The following is a 19847-nucleotide window of genomic DNA, read 5'->3' on the forward strand; positions in this document are numbered from 1 at the left end:
CTCTGCTACTCTACCATTGGCTTTCCAGCAGGATCTCTAGCCGGCGTGTCTAACAAATAAATATCCCCTTAAGTAGACGCATTCCACTTTCTCACTGTCTACTTAAGGGGATATTGTTCTCTATTCCTTATGGTATCCATCGATCCTACATGTAAGTAAGTTCTCTCTTAATCATCTTCTGCTTTCTCACCATGGCGTCATTTTCTATTCGTGCCCTTCAGGCAACCTTCATCCACTTACATTGTTTTATCCTCTAAGCAAACCCGAGCCACTTCTTCACACGTGACACCATTTTCTTTCGCTTTTCCAGTACCAATAAAGGTACCGTCTCACCTTGGATACGGCGAGCGATATTCTGATAGGCGCGCGTGGACAAGCCACCTGGCCTTAATACGACCGGTTCCCCTAGATTACCCGCACGGATAATGTTTTCATCATCGGGAACCACCCCAAGAAGATCTACCGCTAAAACGGAAACCACTTCGTCTACACTCATCATCCCACCGTCTTTCGCCATGTGTGCACGAAAGCGGTTAATAATCAGCTTAGGAGGTTGCACACTCTCCTTTTCCAATAACCCGATGACGCGATCGGCATCCCTTACAGAAGCATTCTCTGGAGTGGCAACCACAATCGCTTGATCCACTCCTGAAACCGCATTTTGAAATCCACTTTCGATTCCTGCCGGGCAATCAATGAAAACAAAGTCAAATTGCTCTTTCAGCTCACCATTTAACCAGCGGAGCTGACTGGAGCTAACGGCAGACTTATCCTTTGATTGAGCTGCCGGTAAAAGATACAGGTTTTCGCACCGTTTGTCACGAATGAGCGCTTGCTGTGTCTCGCATTTTTTCTCCAATACATCCACAATGTCATAAATAATGCGGTTTTCTAATCCCATCAATACATCCAAGTTCCGTAGCCCAATATCCGTATCCACTAGACAAACGCTTTTACCCATAAGAGCCAATGCTGTGCCAATATTGGCGGTAGTAGTCGTCTTCCCCACACCACCTTTACCCGATGTAATGACGATGGCTTCACCCATACTTTCCGTCCCCCTTTCCCTTAAACCTTTATTTATTTACGTCGAAAGTGGCTTTCTTTCCATTCCCAATCCGGGCGCAACCGTGCCAGATGTGAGGTCTTTTCTACGGAGATTTGCTCCCCCTTCAAGTGAGCAAAGTGCATTCCTGATTCCGTATCTCCCCATTGATCAGGGGGTCTAGAGATCACATCAGCAATGCGTAGTTGCGTCGGATGTAGTTGCGAGGCAGCAATAACAGCAGCAGTATCTCCCCGCATTCCTGCATGTGCCAAGCCACGAAGTGCACCCAATATAAAGATACTCCCTTCTGCCTGAATGCTCCCACCAGGGTTCACATCACCTAATAACAGAACATCTCCATGATGTTCAAGCAATTGACCGGAGCGCACGGTTCCTGTCATCACATGAATACCGCCTCCGGGCTCTACTAAATAGGGACGACCTTGCGACTCGATAGAATGGATGATTAAGTTTTTACGTATTGCGAACAGCGAACGTAATTCCGCCTCTTCCTCCCTTGTAATTTGCCGCCGTCCTAGTTTGATCATGACATGCATGTCGGGGCCATCCCATAAATTGGCGCTATTCTCTAATTTATATCTTAATTCTTCTATAATTGAAGGGAAAGGTCGTGATTCATCCAGCAGAAAATAAAGGCCCTCTTTCGTTCCTTTGATCATCACTGCTGGCTTTAACACTTGTCCCATATGCGTTCACCCCGCCTCACAAAGGTATTCTCTATCATTTCCTCATTTCCTCCACAAAAAAATAAAAGGGCGCGCCCCTCTTATGATTACAACATCCCTTTTTCTTGCATACTATAGTAATTTTGGTCACCAATAATCACATGATCAAGCAATGGAATCCCCACGATTTCCCCCGCTTGTGCTAAACGTTGGGTCATCTGGACATCCTCTCGGCTCGGCTGAGGATCGCCACTCGGATGATTGTGAAGACAGATCATCGCTGCCACACCGCGCCGAATCGCCTCCCGAAAAACCTCCCGTGGATGAACGATGGAAGCATTGAGACTGCCTACAAAGACCGTCTTCTTAGCAAGTACTTGATGCTTCGTATCCAATAGGAGACAGACAAAGTGCTCCTGCTTTAAATAGCGCATCTCTTCCATTACATACTCAGCAGCATCGCGTGGGCTTCGAATTTTCACCCGCTCTTCCGGATGAACACGAGAAATTCTTCGCCCTAATTCAATTCCTGCTAGAAGTTGCATCGCTTTGGCTGGACCAATTCCACGAATCTGCATCAGCTCGTCCAATGTCATATCTGCTAAGCCACGAATCCCCTCCGCTTGTGCAAGGACGCGATCCGCCAATGTCATCACGGACTCCCTGCCCGTACCTGTTCGCAAGAGAATGGAAATAAGATCGGCAGGAGCCACTTGGCTCGCACCCAATGCCAGAATACGCTCTCGAGGACGTTCCTCTTCTGGCAAATCGCGCACCATGATCGGCTCATCCCTATGGGGCATTCCTTTTCCTCCTCAGAGGACCATAAAGATCAACTTCTACGAAGTCGAGAAGCACACAGAGGAAAGCGACCTTATAGCCGATTTTTTACAGAAAGTTCGCATAACAAAAGCAGGAAGTGAAAGGTTACTATGCACCTTGAAATCACCTGCTACCCATGAAACAGAAACTTCTATCTCCATTCTAGCAAAACAGAGTAGATGCAAACAAGCAAATGTAGGTTTATTTTGCTAACTGAACAAATTGCTCATAGGCCAGGGCGTACCGCAACAAACCTTCTTGAACCTGCCACAAAATCGCTTCGCTCGGTGTTTTCTTAAATACAACTGCCGACTGTACCGCTTGATCCAATGCTTGTGTCATTTCTGTTAATTGTGCGTTTTGCTCTTCTTTGAGTACGCCTGTAGCTGTTTCTTGTTGCTTTAACAATTGTTGATAGTTTTTTTGAAGAGTCGCTTCATCCATCCCCGAAGCAGCTTCGTCTGTCTTGCCACTCAGCCCTGTAATGGTCGTTTCTTCTAATGAACCCATAAGAGAGGCCGCCGTTTCCATATAAGAAGTCATTTGTTCTGTTGCTTCTTCTGGTAGAGAGCCTCCCGTCACTTGCAAATCTTTTAAGTAAACATCCGTCTCTTCCTCTTGATAAAAAGAAGATAGTTGCAAGGCGTGATCTCGATTGCTAGAGATCCCTAAGTAAATCCGATAAGGTGCTTCCTCTGTCATGACAGCTGCCCATCCTCGGCTCCGCAACCCCTCGATTTTGTCCCTTGCACCCTCTACTTCATTGTAGGACCCCGCTTGAAGTAGTGTCATCTTCATGGTGGGTAAGGAGGTAGCCCCTTTCTCCTCCCCTCCTTTGTTCTCTTTTGGGGGTTCTTTCAGATGAGCGTCAATACTTTGCGAGGAGGGAAGGGTCGTATCAGAGAAAAAAATAGTAAGAACAGAGTAGCCTAAGAGTACTCCCAACAAAATGGCACTGCCAATGGCGAGGAGTAAGGTGAACAAAGGCTGTTGGAAAGAGGTTCTTTTCTTAGGATAAGCATAACTTCCTCGCGGAGCTCCCCAATCTACTTCCTCAGAAAATGACCCTTCTTTTTTCGGATAAACACGTGGAAATGGAAGTTCATCTTTCATCTCGGATATTTTTATCTCGGATTTCACCTGGGAGGAAGGGAGATTCTTTTTTTCTGCTTCCTCTCTCTCTCTAACATCATCTTTCTCAAAGGTTTTGACGCGCTTTCCTTTTGAACCTACCGTGATCTTTGGCTGAGGCACATTGATTCTCTCCTTCTATCATCTTTTAATTCATCTATATGATTTGATAGAGTGGATAGAACCAAAAAAGCTGTGCAGTGATCTGCACAGCTTCGTTAGTTGGAGGATTCCGTTTCCTCAAGGTCATCGGTTATCTCTTCCCTCTCAGAACGGTTCTCCAATGGCGAGGCCTCGTCATCCTCTTTCTTCTTTTTTTCTTCCTTTTGTGTTTCGTCCCCTTCTATCTCTTCTTCCTTTCTTTCCACTGTAATAGCGGTCCCACCGTCAGAAGAGATTTCAGGCAAATCTACTGCTGGCAATGCCGGCAACTGATCATCTTCATAGACAAAGTAAGCGAGACGAATGCGAACATTTCCATGCCCTTGCTCTTCCTTACTTTCCAGGAGGTATTCCCATCCCTGAACGGAGACCAACCGTTCCATTGAACCATGTAGTCCGTCTAAGAGATCCTCTAGTTCCTCTTGATCCGCCTTTACAAATACATCTGCCCATAAGGCTTTCATACCTGTAGGAAAGGTGACGAAAAAGGGTGTCGCTTCCTCTTCTTTTTCCTTCTCCCCTTCTGCTTGTGACTCCAATATCATTTTTTCCAACCCAGAGGGATCATCAGCAAAGCGGACTCCTGTCAATGTCCCGCCAGAAGCCTTCGCCTGTTGTTCCAGTTCCACCAGCAGATAAGGCAATTCCTTTTCAAGAGGCACTTGTTCTTGCGCCTGAATCAGGTCCTCCTCTTCTGGCAAATCCGGAAGCTCATAATCTTCTCCAGCCAATTGATCATGTTCAATAATAAAGCGACCCATCTCACTGTACTGACTCTCCGCTCGGTCAAGCGTGCCTTTCTGTTGATAGAGAATCAGCAACAAGCTCCCCAAAACGACGAGGGTTCCGATGAAAAGAAACGACATCAAAAATCCAGCCGATTTCCACCATAGTGGGTGCCGATTGCGAATACGAGCCATCATGGTGTACTTCCCTCCTCCGTCAATCCCTCTGCTTCTTCCGCGTCAGGATGAAACTGAAAATGAAAGCGCACCACTTTTGCCTCATTCGGATCAATGTTTAGCAGTTGGTACACAGCTGATACTTCTACGGAATCCAGTGAGAAGGAAGAAACTGAAGACTGCTGATTCATTTCATCCGTAAAAGCTGCTGCATCTTGATAGGAATGAAGAGCAACCCATCCTCTCATCTCACGATCTGTCACTGTTACTTGAAAAAGTTCTGCTCCAGAAGGAAGAGAAGATTTCACCAAATCCATTCCCTGACTCCACTTCAACCTCGAATCCGCCAATTGAGCGACTCGTTCCGCATAGCGATAGCTGGGGTTACTGGTGATCCCTTCTTCCGTGTTCACCTTGGCGCGAAGCTCTGTATACGATCGATCGATCGCACTCACCTGTTGCTTCACTAACAGCAGCGCGACTCTTTGTTCATAGTAGATCCATCCCCCTAGAGCGAACAGACTACTAAAAAACAATAGGATCAGAAAAACCCATAGTCGATAATAACGGCGAGCCAGTGGAATAGAAGGCAAGAGGTTTATTTTCAAACTCTCTTCCTCCTTTCCAGCGCCATTCCTAGCGGAACCGACAAAGCAGGACCCAACCACGAAGAATGTCTCTTGTGTAACTTCTTCGTCATCCACACTTCTGGTGACGAACTGATCGTGATTTTTTTGTCCACCTGTCTTTCAAGCCACTCTTTCAACCGATGAAAGTTGATGTGATCTCCACTAAATGCCCATTCCTCTGCTATGAATCCATGCTTTTCTTCAAATGTAGCCAGGGTTTGTGCCACCAATGGCAGAAGTTCCTCGCCATAGGCAGCAACTTCCCCAGCTTCCACTAGAATCGGTTTGAGCGGATCCATTTGCGGACGGTCACCATTTGTGCAATGCCGCTCCATCGAAAGCGGGATAGAAACCCACTCCATTAGATTTCCTTGAAAATAGAAAGCAATCTCTACCCCTGACTTCACTATCTGGATCGTTGCTAGTTTCGAAGCAGGTTCTTCTTGAAAATCCAACCAGCGGTACAGGGCAAGAGGGGCCAGATGAATACCAACCGGCTCCAAACCGAGCCAGCCCAAAAGCTCCATCCAGTCATTGATTTTCTCACGTGAAGCGAGCGCAAACATCGCCTCTTGTTCTCCCCCATCTTCCCAAACATGACCCATGCGATGAAAATCATAAACAGCATCGTCAAACGGAAGATCCAGCTCAGGCAAGATTTCTTTGGAAAACCATTTGCGTAGGCGGCGGTTCCTCATCTCAGGAATGCTCTTTTTCACCATATGTACATCGGTGCTATGCAGAGCCAATACCACCTTACGCGTTTTAAACTTTTTCGTCTTCATCACTTCGCGCACCATTTGGATAAATGCGTCCCGCTCGACGACCGTCCCTCCCTCTATCCAACCTTGCGGAGAGGGATGTACCATATATTCACGTAACCGTGACTTATGGCGCTTTCTCTTCACTTTTACTTCTGCTAGTTTGATAAACGAATCGGTAATCTCCATTGCTAGCATGTTGCGCGAGAACCACCCCATGCTCGTACTCCTTCTAATATGAATTGGCATCGCTCCCTACAAGAGGGAAAGATATGCCTGCATAAGAGCTTCTCCCCACAAATAGGAGACAAAACAACCCAAGCTAAGATGAGGGCCAAATGGAATCGCAGATCGAATTGCTTTGCATTGACTCATTAATAAGAATCCACTCCACAGCCCTCCACTAAGGATTGCTAAGAAAAAAGCAAGGACAATGGATGGCCAACCAAGAACCACCCCAGATGCTGCCATCATTTTGGCATCACCCCATCCCATTCCGCCTCGGCTCAATAGAATAATAAGAGCGATCATACTGAATCCAACACACGCTCCTCCTATATAAGGAAGCCAGCTTGAGTCGATTACCCACAAGCGGGCCCCTCCTAATAGAATGAAGGCGCTGCCCGTTAAGCGGTTAGGAATGAGACCTGTCCAGGTATCTGCTGTCCCGCAAACAATCAGATAGATGGTTAACAAACCAGCAACCATCCATTCCGACGTCAATCCTACTTCCCCATAGATGAGTAAAAAACCACCCATGGTAACAGCAAGAATCCGTCCCATCCGAAAGTACTGCTTGGGCGAACAGATAACACAAGGGAAAAGCCTTGCAAATATCCCAATGGGGGTAAGTGAAGCTCGGCAAAAAGGGCACACTTCGCCCCACTTTGGTGATTGTAACACAAGCAAGGTCAACCTTGGAATGAGAAGTCCTGCCACAGCTCCTGTAAGTAAAGATACCATCAGGGATCCAACTGGCATCACTGTACTCCTTTCCAGAAGATTCCCTTATTCCTCTACTTTACTAGATAAAGGTTCAAAGGAAAATAGCAAACTGGAAATTTTTCGTTCATACAAAAGATAGACCAATAGAGTCCCCTGTTCGTATCTTTGTCTTGTCATAAGTCTAAACTTCTTTATCTAGTTAGACGCTCCAATATGAGAGGAAGTTGCAGTCCCTTTTTACCCTCTTTATTTTTTTAAAACCCTCTTCGCGGGTGATGGATTCGCTTGATTACGATATAATCAAAGAAGTCAGGATTTATCCCACCAAAGAAGGAGCGAGAACAAACAATCATGGAGAAAAACATCGTCATACTAGGAGCTGGAGCCATCGGAGGAACCCTGGCCGCTTGGATTGGTCCACACCACCCTTCCACGTACGTACTCGATCGAGGCGAAGTCGCAACCACCATTAAACAAAATGGTATTACCACTTATCTTGGGGGAGAAGAAGAGCGGAAGCAAACGGTTCAAGTAAAAACCATCGACGAACTGGATCAGCTCGATTCCATCGATATCCTCATCGTCGCCGTCAAGAATTACAGCTTGGATGCCGTCATGTCCTCGATACAAGAGAAGATATCCGGCGAACCCATCATCGTGGCACTGCAAAATGGCATCGAAAACCAATCCATTGTGCCCAAGTACTTCAAGCGTGTGCTCTATGGGGTTATCGGCTATAATGCTTGGTTAGACGAACCCGCAGTCATCGGCTATCAAAAGAAAGGTCCCTTTATCCTGGGTACTCCAGATAACGATATGCAAACCGAGCTGTCTGAGGTCGCTTCTTACTTTCAAGCAGGGGTGGAAACCATCATCACTTCACACCTCCAAGATGCGGTTCACTCAAAAATTATTATTAATTTAACCAATTCCTTTACTACCTTGGTTGGTCATAAGTACCGGGAAATCACCGACTTCCGCTTGTTCAAAAAAATTCTTACGAATCTACTCGTCGAAGGAGTAGAGATTGTGCAAGCCAACGGATACCAAGAATGTCGCTTAGGTGGCATGCCCTCTTGGCGCACCATGAAAATGACCACTCTTCTGCCTCATTTCCTAACGGATAGCATCTTTCGTAAAAATCTGTCCAAAATGGTGCTTAGCAGTATGGGGCAAGATCTCCTACAGAGACGCAGTACAGACACCGAACTGGATACGATCAATGGTTACATCGTCCAATTAGCCGATCAAGCAGGGATAAGTGCTCCGTACAATCGTGCTATCTATGCATTATGTAAAGAGGAATTTTCCAAACCTTCATTCGAGCCTCTTACGGAAAGAGAGGTATGGAATAAAATTGCCCAACAAATAAGTGAGGCCTGAGAATTCCTTGAGTTACTATATATCGAGGACGATCATCAACCCTCGCTTACGATCCATGATGATCCCTATATAAACCAATCTCAGCAAAGCGCTAATCCCTATTTTTTAACACTGCTTTTTTGCAATCGCTTTCATCCTTTCACTCATTACGAAATCCCCAATCATCCTATAGGTGACTGGGGATTCCTTCTATCCATTCATTTCCAAGATATCGATATCCGGGAGATCTCTACATCCCCTCATAACAAACCACAGCCCGATACTCTTCCTCACTCGGAATGGGTTGATGGCGCAGTCCCTCGTTTGATGTCGAGAGTAGACGATACACAAAACCTTTTGCTACGGTAAGCAAGCGCGTTGATCTTTTTTCTTTTAAAGCATATTGCGCTTCTTCCAATAAGAAGACCGCACATGAAAGCTCGGTACACCGATGTAAAAAGGTACGGGCATGAGCCTGTTGCACGTAGGAATCTGAGGCAAAGAGATACTCCCCATCTTCGATCACTCCCCTTACTTCCTCTCTTAATAATCCAACCATTTCTCTTACTTCTGGTTGATCAAGTTGTTCGATCTTCTCTTCCAAACGCTGAACCAGACTCGACTCACGCGCTTGCTTACCACTGGTATCACGAGCTAGGATTTTCATCCACTCCAGCCCCATGATATTGGACGTCCCTTCCCATACGGTATGTACTTGGGCATCTCGTAAAAGTCGTGGGGTTGCATAATCTTCTATATAACCATTGCCACCATGCAGCTCTAAAGCACTTCGTGCGTGTTTCACTCCATTCTCACTGTTCCGATACTTACTCATGACCAATAGCATCCGTAACCAGCTGCTATCTTCTTCTCCCTGTTGGTTGGTATGCACATGATCCATCGTTTGGAGCATCTCCGCATGTAGCGCCCAACTCGCCTCGATATCAGTCATGATGTCAATGAGACTCTTTTGTACCATCGGAAAACGGTCCAGTGTTTTCCCAAAGGCATTGCGCTGCGACGTATAGACGGCCGCTTCTAAAAAAGCACGGCGCGAAATGGCGAGCGAACCGGAAGCCGTACACATACGCGAGATGTTTAAAGCTTCCGCCATGATTTTAAACCCTTCATTCTCTTTCCCAATCAGATACCCCTCAGCCTCATCAAGAATCAGTTCTCCACTAGCAACCGCACGTACTCCTAATTTATCTTTTAGACGCCGAATCGTGATGCGATTCTTCTCACCAGTGGGCAGCTTTCGTGGCATCAGGAACAAACTTAATCCTTTGGTCCCTGCTTCCTCACCCGTACGTGCCAAGATGATGGATACCCCTGCGTCACAGTTACTAGCAAACCACTTCTCCCCGGTAAGGTAATAGTGGTCCCCCTTTCGTACCGCTTTGGTCTCAATCGCACCCACGTCCGATCCTCCCTGAATTTCCGTGAGAAAGGTAGCTCCCTCTTGTAAAGTCGTTCGATCCATACTGGCAAGAAGCGGGAGATACTTCTCTTGTTGCTCCTTCGTACCAAATTTCTCAAGCACGAAAGCAACCGACGTGGTCAAGGTGATCGGACAGGTTAGTCCCGTCTCTGCTTCTGACATGAGCATAAAGAGAAGTTGCGTATAAAAAAAGGGAATGGGTGCAGGAGCATTTGAGTCATAGCGCCAGCCCACCACGCCTGATTCATAGCAATCCGCTATGGATTGACGGTAACCTTCGTTGTACCAAATATGACTAATCTCCTCGCCTGTGCGATCATAGCGAATCAGTCTGGGAGCTCCTTCGCGATCCGTATGTCGTGCCCTCTCCTCCATCGTTTCCGCGCAATAAGCCCCCCATTGGGCTAAGCGCTCTTCTCCCCACTCACGTAGATGGGGAAGGTAGCGATGGAAATAGTGCTTCATGGTAGGGTCGATCTCATACCAATTGGCCTCGGTTCCACTGTTGTATTGACTGTAATCGATCATGGATGCCTATTCTCCTTTTCCATTAAAAATTCTCTCTGACATTGAAATTCCTGGCTGTTGAAACGCAACAAATATAAAAAGTTGGAATTCTCAGGTCGTGGATCGCTTGCCAACAAGGGTACTAACCATTCTTTCGCTATAAAAGAACCTTCTCCTCCATCTTGCTCAGAAGTAAATGATTATTGGCTCGTATCCTTCTTCATCCAATTCACCATCTCTTCCAACCACAGAAACGGATTATCCTGTGAATCAGGGAGGGAAGATTTGGTCACCTCCCGCGTGATCGATTCTGCCACTTCATGAACACAAGAAGATTCTATAAAGTGAACAAGTTCAGATTTAAGTAAGCTCACCCTCTCAAAGTACCTTCGATGTGGCTTATTCATGTGCAAATGCTCTTCGAAGTTACGGCGTAAGCGTGTATCATCTTGTTCTTTCCGCCTTCTCAGCTCCGTCTCATCACTCAACAAGACAAAATAGGAATCTGGAAATCCCATTCGATCTTCTTTACAATTCCGACGATAATACGCTTCAATGGAGTCAAAAGAATACGAATGAGGGTAGATCCAGCTATACCATAATGGTTGCAAGGGGTCACCATCCAAAATAACAAGATCGTAAACTTCCTTTTTCGCTTGCGCAATTCGCCAACGCTCTATTTGACAATCAAGATACCACGTTTCCGATTCCAGCTTCGGTCGTTCAAAGAGCAGGTTGACTTCCGGGATAACAAAAGCACCCTGCTCCTCTGCTATCACGCGACTAACGGTCGTTTTCCCTACTGCACTCGCTCCTTCCAAGCAAATAATGGGCATGGCGATTTCCTCCTCGTCCTAGCAGTCATGATATCAAATATCGGTAATGTTTGTTAAGGAAAAGGAGAAATGCAATATATATTTGTCTAAATGACTTCTATATGTTATATTTATTTAGAAATTGGACAATCATGGATAGTATGCTTTTTCTGATAGAAGGAGAGATAAGAGTGTTCTTTAACAAAAAAGAAGCGACCCTGGACGAACGAATCGTAAATCTTAAAAACCAACTTTTTAAAGAAACGTACTATCTCATCATGCTACTCGTCACTGTCTTTCTAGTAATTAAACTCATTCTTGGTCAAAATACTATCACGGAGTTCCTCATTATTGCTCTATCCTCTCTCTACCTAATTATGCGCTCCAGCAGACTAGGCTTGTACTCTGAGGAAATTGAGATGCATGATCGATCAAACACAAGGAAGATGGCCACCAAGAATATTTTCGGAGGAATTACCGGAGGGATTGCTATTGGATTGTTGTTCGGTATCCGTAACACCGTGCTACACCCTGAAGCAAATGGGCAAGAAATATGGTATTTCACTAAAGTGTTTTTCTTTTGCTCGCTCATATTTATTCCAATATCCATTGCTTTAACATTCCTTCTACACGCTTTCGCACAAAAGAAGAGTGAGCGTGTAAGCAAGGTTACCATGATTGATCAGGACGATGACAGTGTCCAATGAAAAATTTGAAACTAAAGTTAGCAAGGGTAGAGAAAGACTTATCTCAAGCAGAATTGGCACACATTGTTGGGGTGTCAAGACAAACCATTGGCTTAATTGAGCTAGGGAAATACAATCCCAGTCTAAAATTATGCATTGCTATCAGCAAAGCGCTCTCTAAAACATTGGATGATTTGTTTTGGGAGGAGAACCAAGAAGACAAGGAGGAGTAAAACTTAAGCGTTAAATCAAAGTTCTTCACTCCGTCTCACATTAAAAACCTCATGAGCATGTCAACGAACTGACGTGCTCATGAGGTTATCAAAGTGAATGACATCAAGATACCACGTTTCCCATTCCAGCTTCGGTCGTTCAAAGAGCAGGTTGACTTCCGGGATCACAAAAGCACCCTGCTCCTCTGCTATCACGCGGCTAACGGTTGTTTTCCCGACTGCACTCGCCCCTTCCAAGCAAATAATGGGCATGATATTTTCCTCCTCGTTCTAGCGATCAGTCACCTCTAGCATCTGCCACTCTCCCACTTCCTTATTTGCCTCTTTTCCAGTACCATCAAGGATGACATGTGCCTGTTTATATGGCATTTCGGCGCGTATATAGGCTTCTTCTTCCGGCATCCACTCTTTCTCCCACAAATGGCGCGCCTCTTCACCATCCCGTGCAAGACCTCGCTCCAGACGGAGATTATATGGAGTATCAATCCAAATACGGTAATCATAATAGTGAGCAAGCGACTGTCGTGTACTATAGACTCCCTCTACCACCACTATTCCACCTATTGGAATATGAATCCAATCTACCAATTGATCCTGCTCCCAATCGTAACGCTGATAATGGGTTTCTTTCTCTTGACTTAGCGGCTTCAATACTTGATTAATCACACGATTCCAGTCAAAATTAGCACCTGGTTGGCTACTCTCCATATTTCTTCGTTCTGTAGAAGGGAGATAGAAATCATCCTTATGAACAACAGTCACCTTATCAGGTAACACTTCCTTCATCTTCCTTGCTAACGAGCTCTTTCCTGCACCGCCACAGCCATCAATACCAACCATGAGGGTTTTCTGTTTATGATTAGCATGATTGAGTATCTGATCGATCAATGTTTGCACCGTTATCACCATCAACGTTCTCTCCTCTTTCAGTTAAGTTAGAGCCCTCCAATATAATCCCACACCCCTTTTCCTACCAACACAACGGTTACGGCAACAAAAAGAACTTTCACATAAGCGGTTCCTTTCCGAATCGCTAACTTGGACCCTACCATCGCACCCGCCACCATGGCTAGTCCCATCGGAAGGCCATAGGAAAAATGAACAGAGTCAAAGTAGATAAAAGCGACCAGGGCTGCTATGTTGCTACCAAAATTGAGTACCTTGGCATTACCAGCTGACTCAACAAAATCAAAGCCGAGCAACAAAAAAGCGAAAATGAGAAAAGAACCCGTTCCCGCTCCGAGAAATCCATCGTAAAAGCCGATGAAAAATGCCGCTAGCGCAATGAACATTCCTAATTTGGCTGTCATCGCAGTAAAGGTAGACACTTCTCCCCAGCTCTTCTTTGTCACGGTATAAATGGTTACAGCAATCAGTAGCACCATGATGAGTGGCTTTAATACTTCCGGTGCTATTAATTGTACGACATACACGCCAATGGCAGACCCACCTACCGACAAGGGGAATAATAGGAGTACGAGCCTCTTATTGATTTTCCCTGATTTGAGAAAGGAGAGCGTACTGGTCAAGGCTCCCATCGTACTAGCCAATTTATTGGTCCCCAATGCCATAGATGGCGAGAGACCGGTAAATAATAAAGCGGGAATAGATACCAATCCTCCACCCCCAACCACGCTATCCACAAAGGCTGCTATAAAACCAGCTGCGATTAGAAATAAAAGCATTTCAATACTTAGGCTATCCATCCATTTCCCCCACTCTACTACGATCGTGACAGCATCCTTCGCTCTTCTGACCGATCACACGCTATATAAGGTCCGATTGTAAAATTTCCTTTTCACACAATCCACTTCACTATACCACTAGAATATGGTTTCTATCCATAGTAGAATGGAAACCATTGATCGAGAACAGAGCCTGATAGAGATACCGAGACCAAATCATCCAACGGAGAGACCGGACAGAGGGGTATAATGTACCCATGTCCGGTCTTTTTAATTTTCCTATGAAGGAGAAAGCGAGAAAGAGGAAGGCATTTTTCTTTCCCAAGACCACTCAACAATCATTCCCTCAACTCCCCCTTTCCGTTCAAATGTATCTTCACCACTACTCATAGCCTCATTACTTATTCTTTTCTACTTCATTAATGAGAACCTGCGTAATAATAGTTAATTTTTTGAATATATAGGGAGAGGGAGGGATACTTATATGCTAAATACATTTAATATACTTCAAAATGGAGATTTTCAAAGTGGAAAACTGGATCATTGGCACAAACAAAATGCCTCTGTTCTGCCTGTCCACAGTAAAGGGAAAGTGACGACGTACTGTGCTTACCTTTTTGGAGAAAACAGGAGCTCGTTACTTTCCCAAGAAATGCCGATTCAATCAGAGGAGAGCTACCTCATCCATATAAGATTAGTGAATAGGATCACCCGCTTACAACCCGTCATTCGTATTAAATTAGACTTTCTAAATGACAAGGGTGAAACGGTTGCTATAGGAATCGACAAAGACATCACGGAAGAGTTTCGATCACGTGGAGGGGCTCCATCATTTACTCTCATCCAGCATAAGAGTACCACTGCTCCGAAGGAAGCCGTACAAGGCCGCATAACCATTACTAAATGTCCTGAAAATCAAGTAAGCGTCTTGATTGACGAAATCTCCTGTTCTCCCTTTTCTGAGGAAAAGTACAATGCGGGGACTAAACCAGGGTTGCCTTTCGCCGTCCAAAGCAGGCACTCCGATCCATCTAAAATTACAGAAGTACCGATTCAGGCAGCAGAAGGTCCTTTAAATCCAACCGGACCTTTAGAAACCACATCCAGTTCCACACCAACCATCACTCTCAACTTACCAATGGAATTTAACTGTCAAGCAACCATTAGTGGGACGGTAACGACTGACGGAGTGAATCCAGCTGTTGTCCGTTTTAACAGCTCAGAGCCGCGAATCATTAGTTTTACACCTAATCCCGTAACTACCGATCAATCTGGGAATTATACTGCAACTATCTCGGCAGAGCCCTCTACACTTCAAACAGTTATTACCGTTATGGCTAGTTCAGAGGTAGATAATTTGCCGCTGTCCGTTACTCAATTCACTATTGCAGAGTGTATAGCTGAGCCTGAAACCATCTATCTTACAAATTCCGAGTCTGCAAACGTATCCGCATTTAACGGACAAACAAATACACTTATTACAACAATCCCCGCGCAAAGAAATCCTTTTCGCGTAAAGATCACTCCAGATGCTCAATTTGCCTATATAACTAATTTCAACAGTGCTTCTGTAACTGTTATCCGTGTAGTGGATAACTCATTTATTACAAACGTATCTGTAAGAGGAGGACCCCAAAATCTTGTGATCACACCAGATAGCCAATTTGTATACGTCTACTGTATCGATGCCATGGTCGTATCTGTCATTCGTACAGTTGATAATTCAGTCATCAAAGAAATACCTATCGGCAGAGGGAATCCTTTTAACACATTTAAAAACATTCATATCACAGCTGATGGCCAATTTGTATTGGTAGCGAACACCAATGACAATACCGTTTCGATTATTAATACATTGACCAATTCAGTAAGCACCACACTAAATGTAGCCACTAGTCCGCTTTCCATCGTAAGCTCCCCAGATAGTTCATTCGCCTATGTACAATCGGTTGGAGGTAATACGTTAACTGTTATCAGACTCTCCGACCAAACAATATTTGACAGCTTTGGAGTGGGGACCATTTCTCCACAAAACTTAGCGATATCAAACGATGGAGCATTTCTTTATGTTGTAGGTAATACCCAATTCGTCGTGGTTATTCGAACTTTAGATAATAGTATCCTCGGAAGTGTAGAAATTCCACGAGCAAACTTTACACTTGATATTGTTGTATCACCTACATCCAACCTTGTTTACACCATCAACAATCAAGTCTTCTTAGCTTTTCCTACTCTTAATGTCATTAATGGACCCAATCTCTCTCTCGTCCAGCAAGTGGATCTCCAAGGTGCAAGCCCACAACAACTAGCCATTAATACCGATGGTACAAGGGTTTACGTCTCCAATCAAGATCCTGATCAAATCGACGTACTGCGAACCTCCGATAATACAATCATAGCTACTCCAATGTCGGGCGGGAACGGCGGTCAAGGGATTGCCGTCACCCCTTAGCTCCACCTTCTACGGTTACAATATTGGACGGTTAGACTGTCGAGACTTTCTCGACAGTCTATTTTTTCTTTTATAACCTTGTTTAAGAAAAGAAAGAATTTCATCGTAGTTATATACACTTCCGCTAATACCCATACCGATGAGGACAAAAGAGCATATTTTAATTTATCCAGGCTTTTTGGAAAGGAGATATACTAGTAAATGTTAATAAATTCAACGTCCTTCACACCCATACGAAAACAGGATGTCCATATTACCTTTCTACCTGAAGGCGTACTGTTCACTCGAAGTCCCGGCTGTGAAATCATGCTCCAATTTAAAAATATGTCTGACAAGGTCTTGATGAAAAATGAAGATCAAGTTATCTATAAGAAGGTCATTTACACAAATGTATGGGAAGGAATTGACATTCACTTTTATAAATATGGTAAAAAAATCAAGTACGATGCCATTGTTTATCCTGGCGCCAACATGGAGGATGTGCGTCTTTATTATGAAAATGCAAAGGAAGTTCATTTAAACAAACAGGGGGACCTCATCGTATCTTCTTCTGATGGAGTGTTTTATGAAAAAAAACCAATCAGTTTTCAAGAATCCGACCGGGGGCGGACGTATCTCTCGACGTGTTTTCAGATCTTTTCAGATCAATCCTTCGGCTTCAAACTAAACGAAGGGTTTGATCCAACGAAAGCACTGGTCATCGATCCCATCATCTTCTATTCAACTTACCTAGGTGGATCAGATCTTGATGAGGGAGTGGGGATTACGGTTGATGACAGAAGGAATGCTTATGTTGCAGGCTCTTCGTCTTCAACCAACTTCCCAATCACTTCAGGAGCCTTTGCAACCATTCTTTCCGGTTCAACCGATGTATTTGTTTCAAAATTAAATAGTGGTGGAACCACTCTTCTGTATTCAACATTTATCGGTGGAAGCAATGCAGATTTTGGCTTCGATATCGCCCTAGACTCTTCCAATAATGCCTATGTGACAGGAATAACCCAATCGTCTGACTTCCCTGTTACATCAGGAGTACTTCAAACTAATAAACAGGGAGACGAGGATGCCTTTGTCTCGAAATTGAACACAGATGGCACTTCGCTAATTTACTCCACCTATTTGGGAGGGCAAAAGGGGACTGGAGTATTCTCTTTCAGCAGAGGCATGGGGATTGCCGTTGATGAATCTGAAAACGCCTATGTGACAGGAAGCACCAATGCTACTGATTTCCCCACCACCTCAGATAGCTTTCAAACGGTATATGGTGGGGGAGCTTCAGATATTTTTGTTACTAGATTCAATTCGACTGGAAGTAGTCTTGTATTTTCAACTTTCATAGGCGGAAAGGATCAGGATGTTGGTAATGGGTTAACCATTGATGGTGATAATCAATCTTATGTGACAGGTTTTACGATCTCAACGAACTTTCCTACAACGGGCAATGCTTTTCAAACAATATTAAGAGGTTTGTCTGACGCAATTATTACTACTATCCATTCTGTTGGAACTTCTCTTCTCTATTCCACCTACTTAGGTGGAAATGGATTCGAGTTTGGAATGGCCATTGATATTGATGGTGCTTCCAATGCATATATTGCAGGTATAACAGAATCTACTAACTTCCCTGTAACAAATAATGCCTTTCAAACTACTCTTAAAGGCGCCCGATCAGCCTTCGTTTCAAAGCTGAATAGACAGGGAAGTGTGCTTGTATATTCCACGTATTTAGGTGGGAGCGATTTGGATCAAGGCGAAGGGATTGCGGTAGATGATTTTGGATCAGCTTGGGTAACAGGATGCACGTTCTCTACGGACTTTCCTCTTACTTCCGATGCCTTTCAACGGCAGATCGGGGGGAGTAATGACGCTTTTATCACCCAAATAAGTTACTCAGGGCAAGGACTTTCTTTCTCATCGTATTTGGGCGGAGATAGAAGTGACGAAGGCTTAGCTATCGCAGTTGATGCATTACAAAATGCTTATACCACCGGACTCACCTCCTCCACTAATTTTCCTACCACCTTTGCGGCATATCAAACTTTATTAAGCGGGGCACAAGACTCCTTTATTTTCAAAATGGGTAGGTCATCCTCCGTTGGCCCTACCGGACCGACAGGACCCACTGGAACAGCAGGGTTCACTGGTCCTCGAGGTCCTCGTGGACCACAGGGAAGAAGAGGTCCTCGAGGTCCCCGAGGACCAAGAGGGAATGGAGGAGAGTTTGGTTTTGGATAAAAGGAAATGGCGTCTGTTCACCCGGCTTTAAGTTTGCTTTATCACATCAAATGTTAAAGATCGAAACGCTTCCCTTCTTGTGTTTTTGCTGCACGTGAATCCACAGTTTCATCACTCCGACACCTCCCGTGCGCCATTCCTGAACACGAGTATAGAGTGGATCTCCTCGATGAGCTTTATTCACCGAGTGTGTCGAGGACTTCTCCAGTTTCCACAACATATTTCCCTATGTCGTCGTAGATAATGGAGTCGACACAAACCTCAGCAAGCGGTATTCGATCGGTACTATTTGCTTTCAAAACAGTGGAAGAAATCACGTAGCGGAAGCCATGATAATAAAAGGTACTAGCAAATATACACTGTCATAACGAGATCTCAGAGTACCAAACGAATGAATCCCAACGTAAAAACTCATGATCGAGAGGATGTGCATGATGCCTTCATTACATGGAAAGATCGCCCTTGTTACAGGGGCGAGCCGTGGAGCCGGTCGTGGAATTGCCATCGAATTAGCAAAAGCGAGCGCAACCGTATACATTACCGGTAGAAGTCTTCACGGCGAAACACCTACCCGCTTCCCTGGTACACTAGATGAAACGGCCGCTCTCATTGAGGAAGCCGGCGGAATCGGCATCCCCATTCAATGTGATCACACAAAAGATGAAGAAGTAAAAGCATTGTTTCAGCGCATTCATCAAGAGCACGGAAAACTAGACATTCTCGTCAATAATGTATGGGGTGGAAACGAACGAGCAATTGAACCACTACCATTCTGGGAAATTCCTTTAGATCATTGGGAAACCATGTTTACTGCTGGAGTACGCGCCCAATTGGTAACCAATCACTTTGCCATTCCCCTCATGCGTGCACAAAAAGGGGGCCTCATTGTCCATACCACGTTCTGGGATGAAGGAAAATACACCGGTCACTTCTACTACGATTTAGCAAAAAATGCGCTCAATCGCATGGCCTATGGACTCTCACTAGAATTGAAAAACGACCATATTGCTGTACTGGCTATCTCTCCCGGCTTTATGCGAACCGAACTGGTCTTGCAACATTTCCACACTGATGAAAACCATTGGCACGAGCACGACGCACTCAAAGATAGTGAAACTCCTCATTACATTGGACGAGCTACCGCCGCCCTCGCATCCGATCCTCATGTCATCCACAAGAGCGGACGCGTATGGCCAGTAGGGCAACTAGCACAGGAGTATCATTTTACGGATATTGATGGGCGTTCTATCCCCATCTTTCGCATTCCGAATCCCGATGCAGACTAACTCAAATGAAGTCAGCTGGTGGACCCTTTTAATGGGTTCAAACTTACCTAGACAAGCCC

Annotated in this window: 18 protein-coding genes and 1 pseudogene; 6 read left to right on the top strand and 13 right to left on the bottom strand. The window is 44.9% G+C overall.

The genetic code is table 11. From position 1 onward, the window contains the following. Nucleotides 1-253 precede the first annotated feature (253 nt). From minD to AC6RGY_RS07210, 8 genes are all read right to left on the bottom strand, one after another. Nucleotides 254-1048, bottom strand: coding sequence for a septum site-determining protein MinD (minD, locus tag AC6RGY_RS07175; protein WP_499861141.1), 795 nt, complete (start codon nucleotides 1046-1048; stop codon nucleotides 254-256). A gap of 32 nt (nucleotides 1049-1080) precedes the next feature. Next, on the bottom strand, nucleotides 1081-1755 hold the full coding sequence (minC, locus tag AC6RGY_RS07180) for a septum site-determining protein MinC (RefSeq protein ID WP_499861143.1): 675 nt from the start codon (nucleotides 1753-1755) through the stop codon (nucleotides 1081-1083). Between the two features lie 86 nt (nucleotides 1756-1841). Then, the gene (gene radC / locus AC6RGY_RS07185; protein WP_499861145.1) at nucleotides 1842-2537 is read right to left on the bottom strand and encodes a RadC family protein; all 696 of its coding nucleotides are present in this window, start codon (nucleotides 2535-2537) and stop codon (nucleotides 1842-1844) included. 220 nt (nucleotides 2538-2757) lie between these two features. After that, nucleotides 2758-3810 carry a hypothetical protein gene (locus AC6RGY_RS07190; RefSeq protein ID WP_499861149.1) on the bottom strand — a complete coding sequence of 351 codons (1053 nt, stop codon included), beginning with the start codon at nucleotides 3808-3810 and terminating at the stop codon, nucleotides 2758-2760. Nucleotides 3811-3905: 95 nt separating this feature from the next. Continuing rightward, nucleotides 3906-4772 carry a hypothetical protein gene (locus tag AC6RGY_RS07195; protein ID WP_499861153.1) on the bottom strand — a complete coding sequence of 289 codons (867 nt, stop codon included), beginning with the start codon at nucleotides 4770-4772 and terminating at the stop codon, nucleotides 3906-3908. Then, on the bottom strand, nucleotides 4769-5359 hold the full coding sequence (locus AC6RGY_RS07200; protein ID WP_499861158.1) for a hypothetical protein: 591 nt from the start codon (nucleotides 5357-5359) through the stop codon (nucleotides 4769-4771). Before AC6RGY_RS07200 ends, AC6RGY_RS07195 begins: the two co-directional genes overlap by 4 nt. Further along, nucleotides 5356-6360, bottom strand: coding sequence for a type IV pilus biogenesis protein PilM (gene pilM, locus AC6RGY_RS07205; protein WP_499861162.1), 1005 nt, complete (start codon nucleotides 6358-6360; stop codon nucleotides 5356-5358). Before pilM ends, AC6RGY_RS07200 begins: the two co-directional genes overlap by 4 nt. 36 nt (nucleotides 6361-6396) lie before the next feature. Next, complete coding sequence (locus AC6RGY_RS07210; protein ID WP_499861164.1) at nucleotides 6397-7122, bottom strand: prepilin peptidase; 726 nt, start codon at nucleotides 7120-7122, stop codon at nucleotides 6397-6399. Between the two features lie 315 nt (nucleotides 7123-7437). On the opposite strand from AC6RGY_RS07210, the gene AC6RGY_RS07215 reads away from it, so the two are divergent. Further along, nucleotides 7438-8469: a ketopantoate reductase family protein gene (locus AC6RGY_RS07215; protein WP_499861167.1), complete on the top strand. Its 1032-nt coding sequence runs from the start codon at nucleotides 7438-7440 to the stop codon at nucleotides 8467-8469. Nucleotides 8470-8698: 229 nt separating this feature from the next. On the opposite strand, the gene AC6RGY_RS07220 is transcribed toward AC6RGY_RS07215, so the two are convergent. Together AC6RGY_RS07220 and AC6RGY_RS07225 are read right to left on the bottom strand one after the other, a co-directional pair. After that, complete coding sequence (locus AC6RGY_RS07220) at nucleotides 8699-10417, bottom strand: acyl-CoA dehydrogenase family protein (RefSeq protein ID WP_499861169.1); 1719 nt, start codon at nucleotides 10415-10417, stop codon at nucleotides 8699-8701. Nucleotides 10418-10596: 179 nt separating this feature from the next. Next, a complete protein-coding gene (locus tag AC6RGY_RS07225; RefSeq protein WP_499861174.1) occupies nucleotides 10597-11232 on the bottom strand; it encodes an AAA family ATPase in 636 nt (211 codons plus the stop codon). Between the two features lie 170 nt (nucleotides 11233-11402). On the opposite strand from AC6RGY_RS07225, the gene AC6RGY_RS07230 reads away from it, so the two are divergent. Both AC6RGY_RS07230 and AC6RGY_RS07235 read left to right on the top strand, forming a co-directional pair. After that, nucleotides 11403-11918, top strand: a complete 516-nt coding sequence (locus AC6RGY_RS07230; RefSeq protein WP_499861178.1) for a DUF6773 family protein — start codon at nucleotides 11403-11405, stop codon at nucleotides 11916-11918. Next, nucleotides 11915-12130 (top strand): helix-turn-helix transcriptional regulator, encoded by a 216-nt coding sequence (locus AC6RGY_RS07235; protein ID WP_499861182.1) that lies wholly within the window; start codon nucleotides 11915-11917, stop codon nucleotides 12128-12130. Before AC6RGY_RS07230 ends, AC6RGY_RS07235 begins: the two co-directional genes overlap by 4 nt. A gap of 102 nt (nucleotides 12131-12232) precedes the next feature. Here the strand turns inward: AC6RGY_RS07235 and AC6RGY_RS07240 are convergent. The 3 genes and pseudogenes from AC6RGY_RS07240 to AC6RGY_RS07250 form a co-directional block, all read right to left on the bottom strand. Further along, nucleotides 12233-12382: pseudogene (locus AC6RGY_RS07240) on the bottom strand (chloramphenicol acetyltransferase); the annotation flags it as partial. Nucleotides 12383-12400: 18 nt separating this feature from the next. Continuing rightward, nucleotides 12401-13039 (bottom strand): uridine kinase family protein, encoded by a 639-nt coding sequence (locus tag AC6RGY_RS07245; protein WP_499861184.1) that lies wholly within the window; start codon nucleotides 13037-13039, stop codon nucleotides 12401-12403. Between the two features lie 26 nt (nucleotides 13040-13065). Continuing rightward, nucleotides 13066-13836: a TSUP family transporter gene (locus AC6RGY_RS07250; RefSeq protein WP_499861186.1), complete on the bottom strand. Its 771-nt coding sequence runs from the start codon at nucleotides 13834-13836 to the stop codon at nucleotides 13066-13068. Nucleotides 13837-14299: 463 nt separating this feature from the next. Here AC6RGY_RS07250 and AC6RGY_RS07255 point away from each other — a divergent pair, with 463 nt between their 5' ends. The 3 genes from AC6RGY_RS07255 to AC6RGY_RS07265 all read left to right on the top strand — a co-directional run bounded on the left by AC6RGY_RS07255 (nucleotide 14300) and on the right by AC6RGY_RS07265 (nucleotide 19788). After that, on the top strand, nucleotides 14300-16267 hold the full coding sequence (locus AC6RGY_RS07255; protein ID WP_499861188.1) for an NTTRR-F1 domain: 1968 nt from the start codon (nucleotides 14300-14302) through the stop codon (nucleotides 16265-16267). 201 nt (nucleotides 16268-16468) lie between these two features. Continuing rightward, complete coding sequence (locus AC6RGY_RS07260; RefSeq protein WP_499861191.1) at nucleotides 16469-18502, top strand: SBBP repeat-containing protein; 2034 nt, start codon at nucleotides 16469-16471, stop codon at nucleotides 18500-18502. A gap of 434 nt (nucleotides 18503-18936) precedes the next feature. After that, complete coding sequence (locus AC6RGY_RS07265) at nucleotides 18937-19788, top strand: SDR family oxidoreductase (RefSeq protein WP_499861195.1); 852 nt, start codon at nucleotides 18937-18939, stop codon at nucleotides 19786-19788. The last annotated feature ends 59 nt before the right edge of the window (nucleotides 19789-19847 follow it).

Source organism: Mechercharimyces mesophilus (assembly GCF_059818345.1).

Coding starts and splice junctions, on each gene's coding strand:
- AC6RGY_RS07245 (WP_499861184.1), bottom strand. CDS start 13,039: ATGGTGATAACGGTGCAAACATTGATCGATCAGATACTCAATCATGCT.
- AC6RGY_RS07210 (WP_499861164.1), bottom strand. CDS start 7,122: ATGCCAGTTGGATCCCTGATGGTATCTTTACTTACAGGAGCTGTGGCA.
- AC6RGY_RS07225 (WP_499861174.1), bottom strand. CDS start 11,232: ATGCCCATTATTTGCTTGGAAGGAGCGAGTGCAGTAGGGAAAACGACC.
- AC6RGY_RS07215 (WP_499861167.1), top strand. CDS start 7,438: ATGGAGAAAAACATCGTCATACTAGGAGCTGGAGCCATCGGAGGAACC.
- AC6RGY_RS07265 (WP_499861195.1), top strand. CDS start 18,937: ATGCCTTCATTACATGGAAAGATCGCCCTTGTTACAGGGGCGAGCCGT.
- minC (WP_499861143.1), bottom strand. CDS start 1,755: ATGGGACAAGTGTTAAAGCCAGCAGTGATGATCAAAGGAACGAAAGAG.
- radC (WP_499861145.1), bottom strand. CDS start 2,537: ATGCCCCATAGGGATGAGCCGATCATGGTGCGCGATTTGCCAGAAGAG.
- minD (WP_499861141.1), bottom strand. CDS start 1,048: ATGGGTGAAGCCATCGTCATTACATCGGGTAAAGGTGGTGTGGGGAAG.
- AC6RGY_RS07255 (WP_499861188.1), top strand. CDS start 14,300: ATGCTAAATACATTTAATATACTTCAAAATGGAGATTTTCAAAGTGGA.
- AC6RGY_RS07235 (WP_499861182.1), top strand. CDS start 11,915: ATGAAAAATTTGAAACTAAAGTTAGCAAGGGTAGAGAAAGACTTATCT.
- AC6RGY_RS07260 (WP_499861191.1), top strand. CDS start 16,469: ATGTTAATAAATTCAACGTCCTTCACACCCATACGAAAACAGGATGTC.
- AC6RGY_RS07195 (WP_499861153.1), bottom strand. CDS start 4,772: ATGATGGCTCGTATTCGCAATCGGCACCCACTATGGTGGAAATCGGCT.
- AC6RGY_RS07220 (WP_499861169.1), bottom strand. CDS start 10,417: ATGATCGATTACAGTCAATACAACAGTGGAACCGAGGCCAATTGGTAT.
- AC6RGY_RS07250 (WP_499861186.1), bottom strand. CDS start 13,836: ATGGATAGCCTAAGTATTGAAATGCTTTTATTTCTAATCGCAGCTGGT.
- pilM (WP_499861162.1), bottom strand. CDS start 6,360: ATGGGGTGGTTCTCGCGCAACATGCTAGCAATGGAGATTACCGATTCG.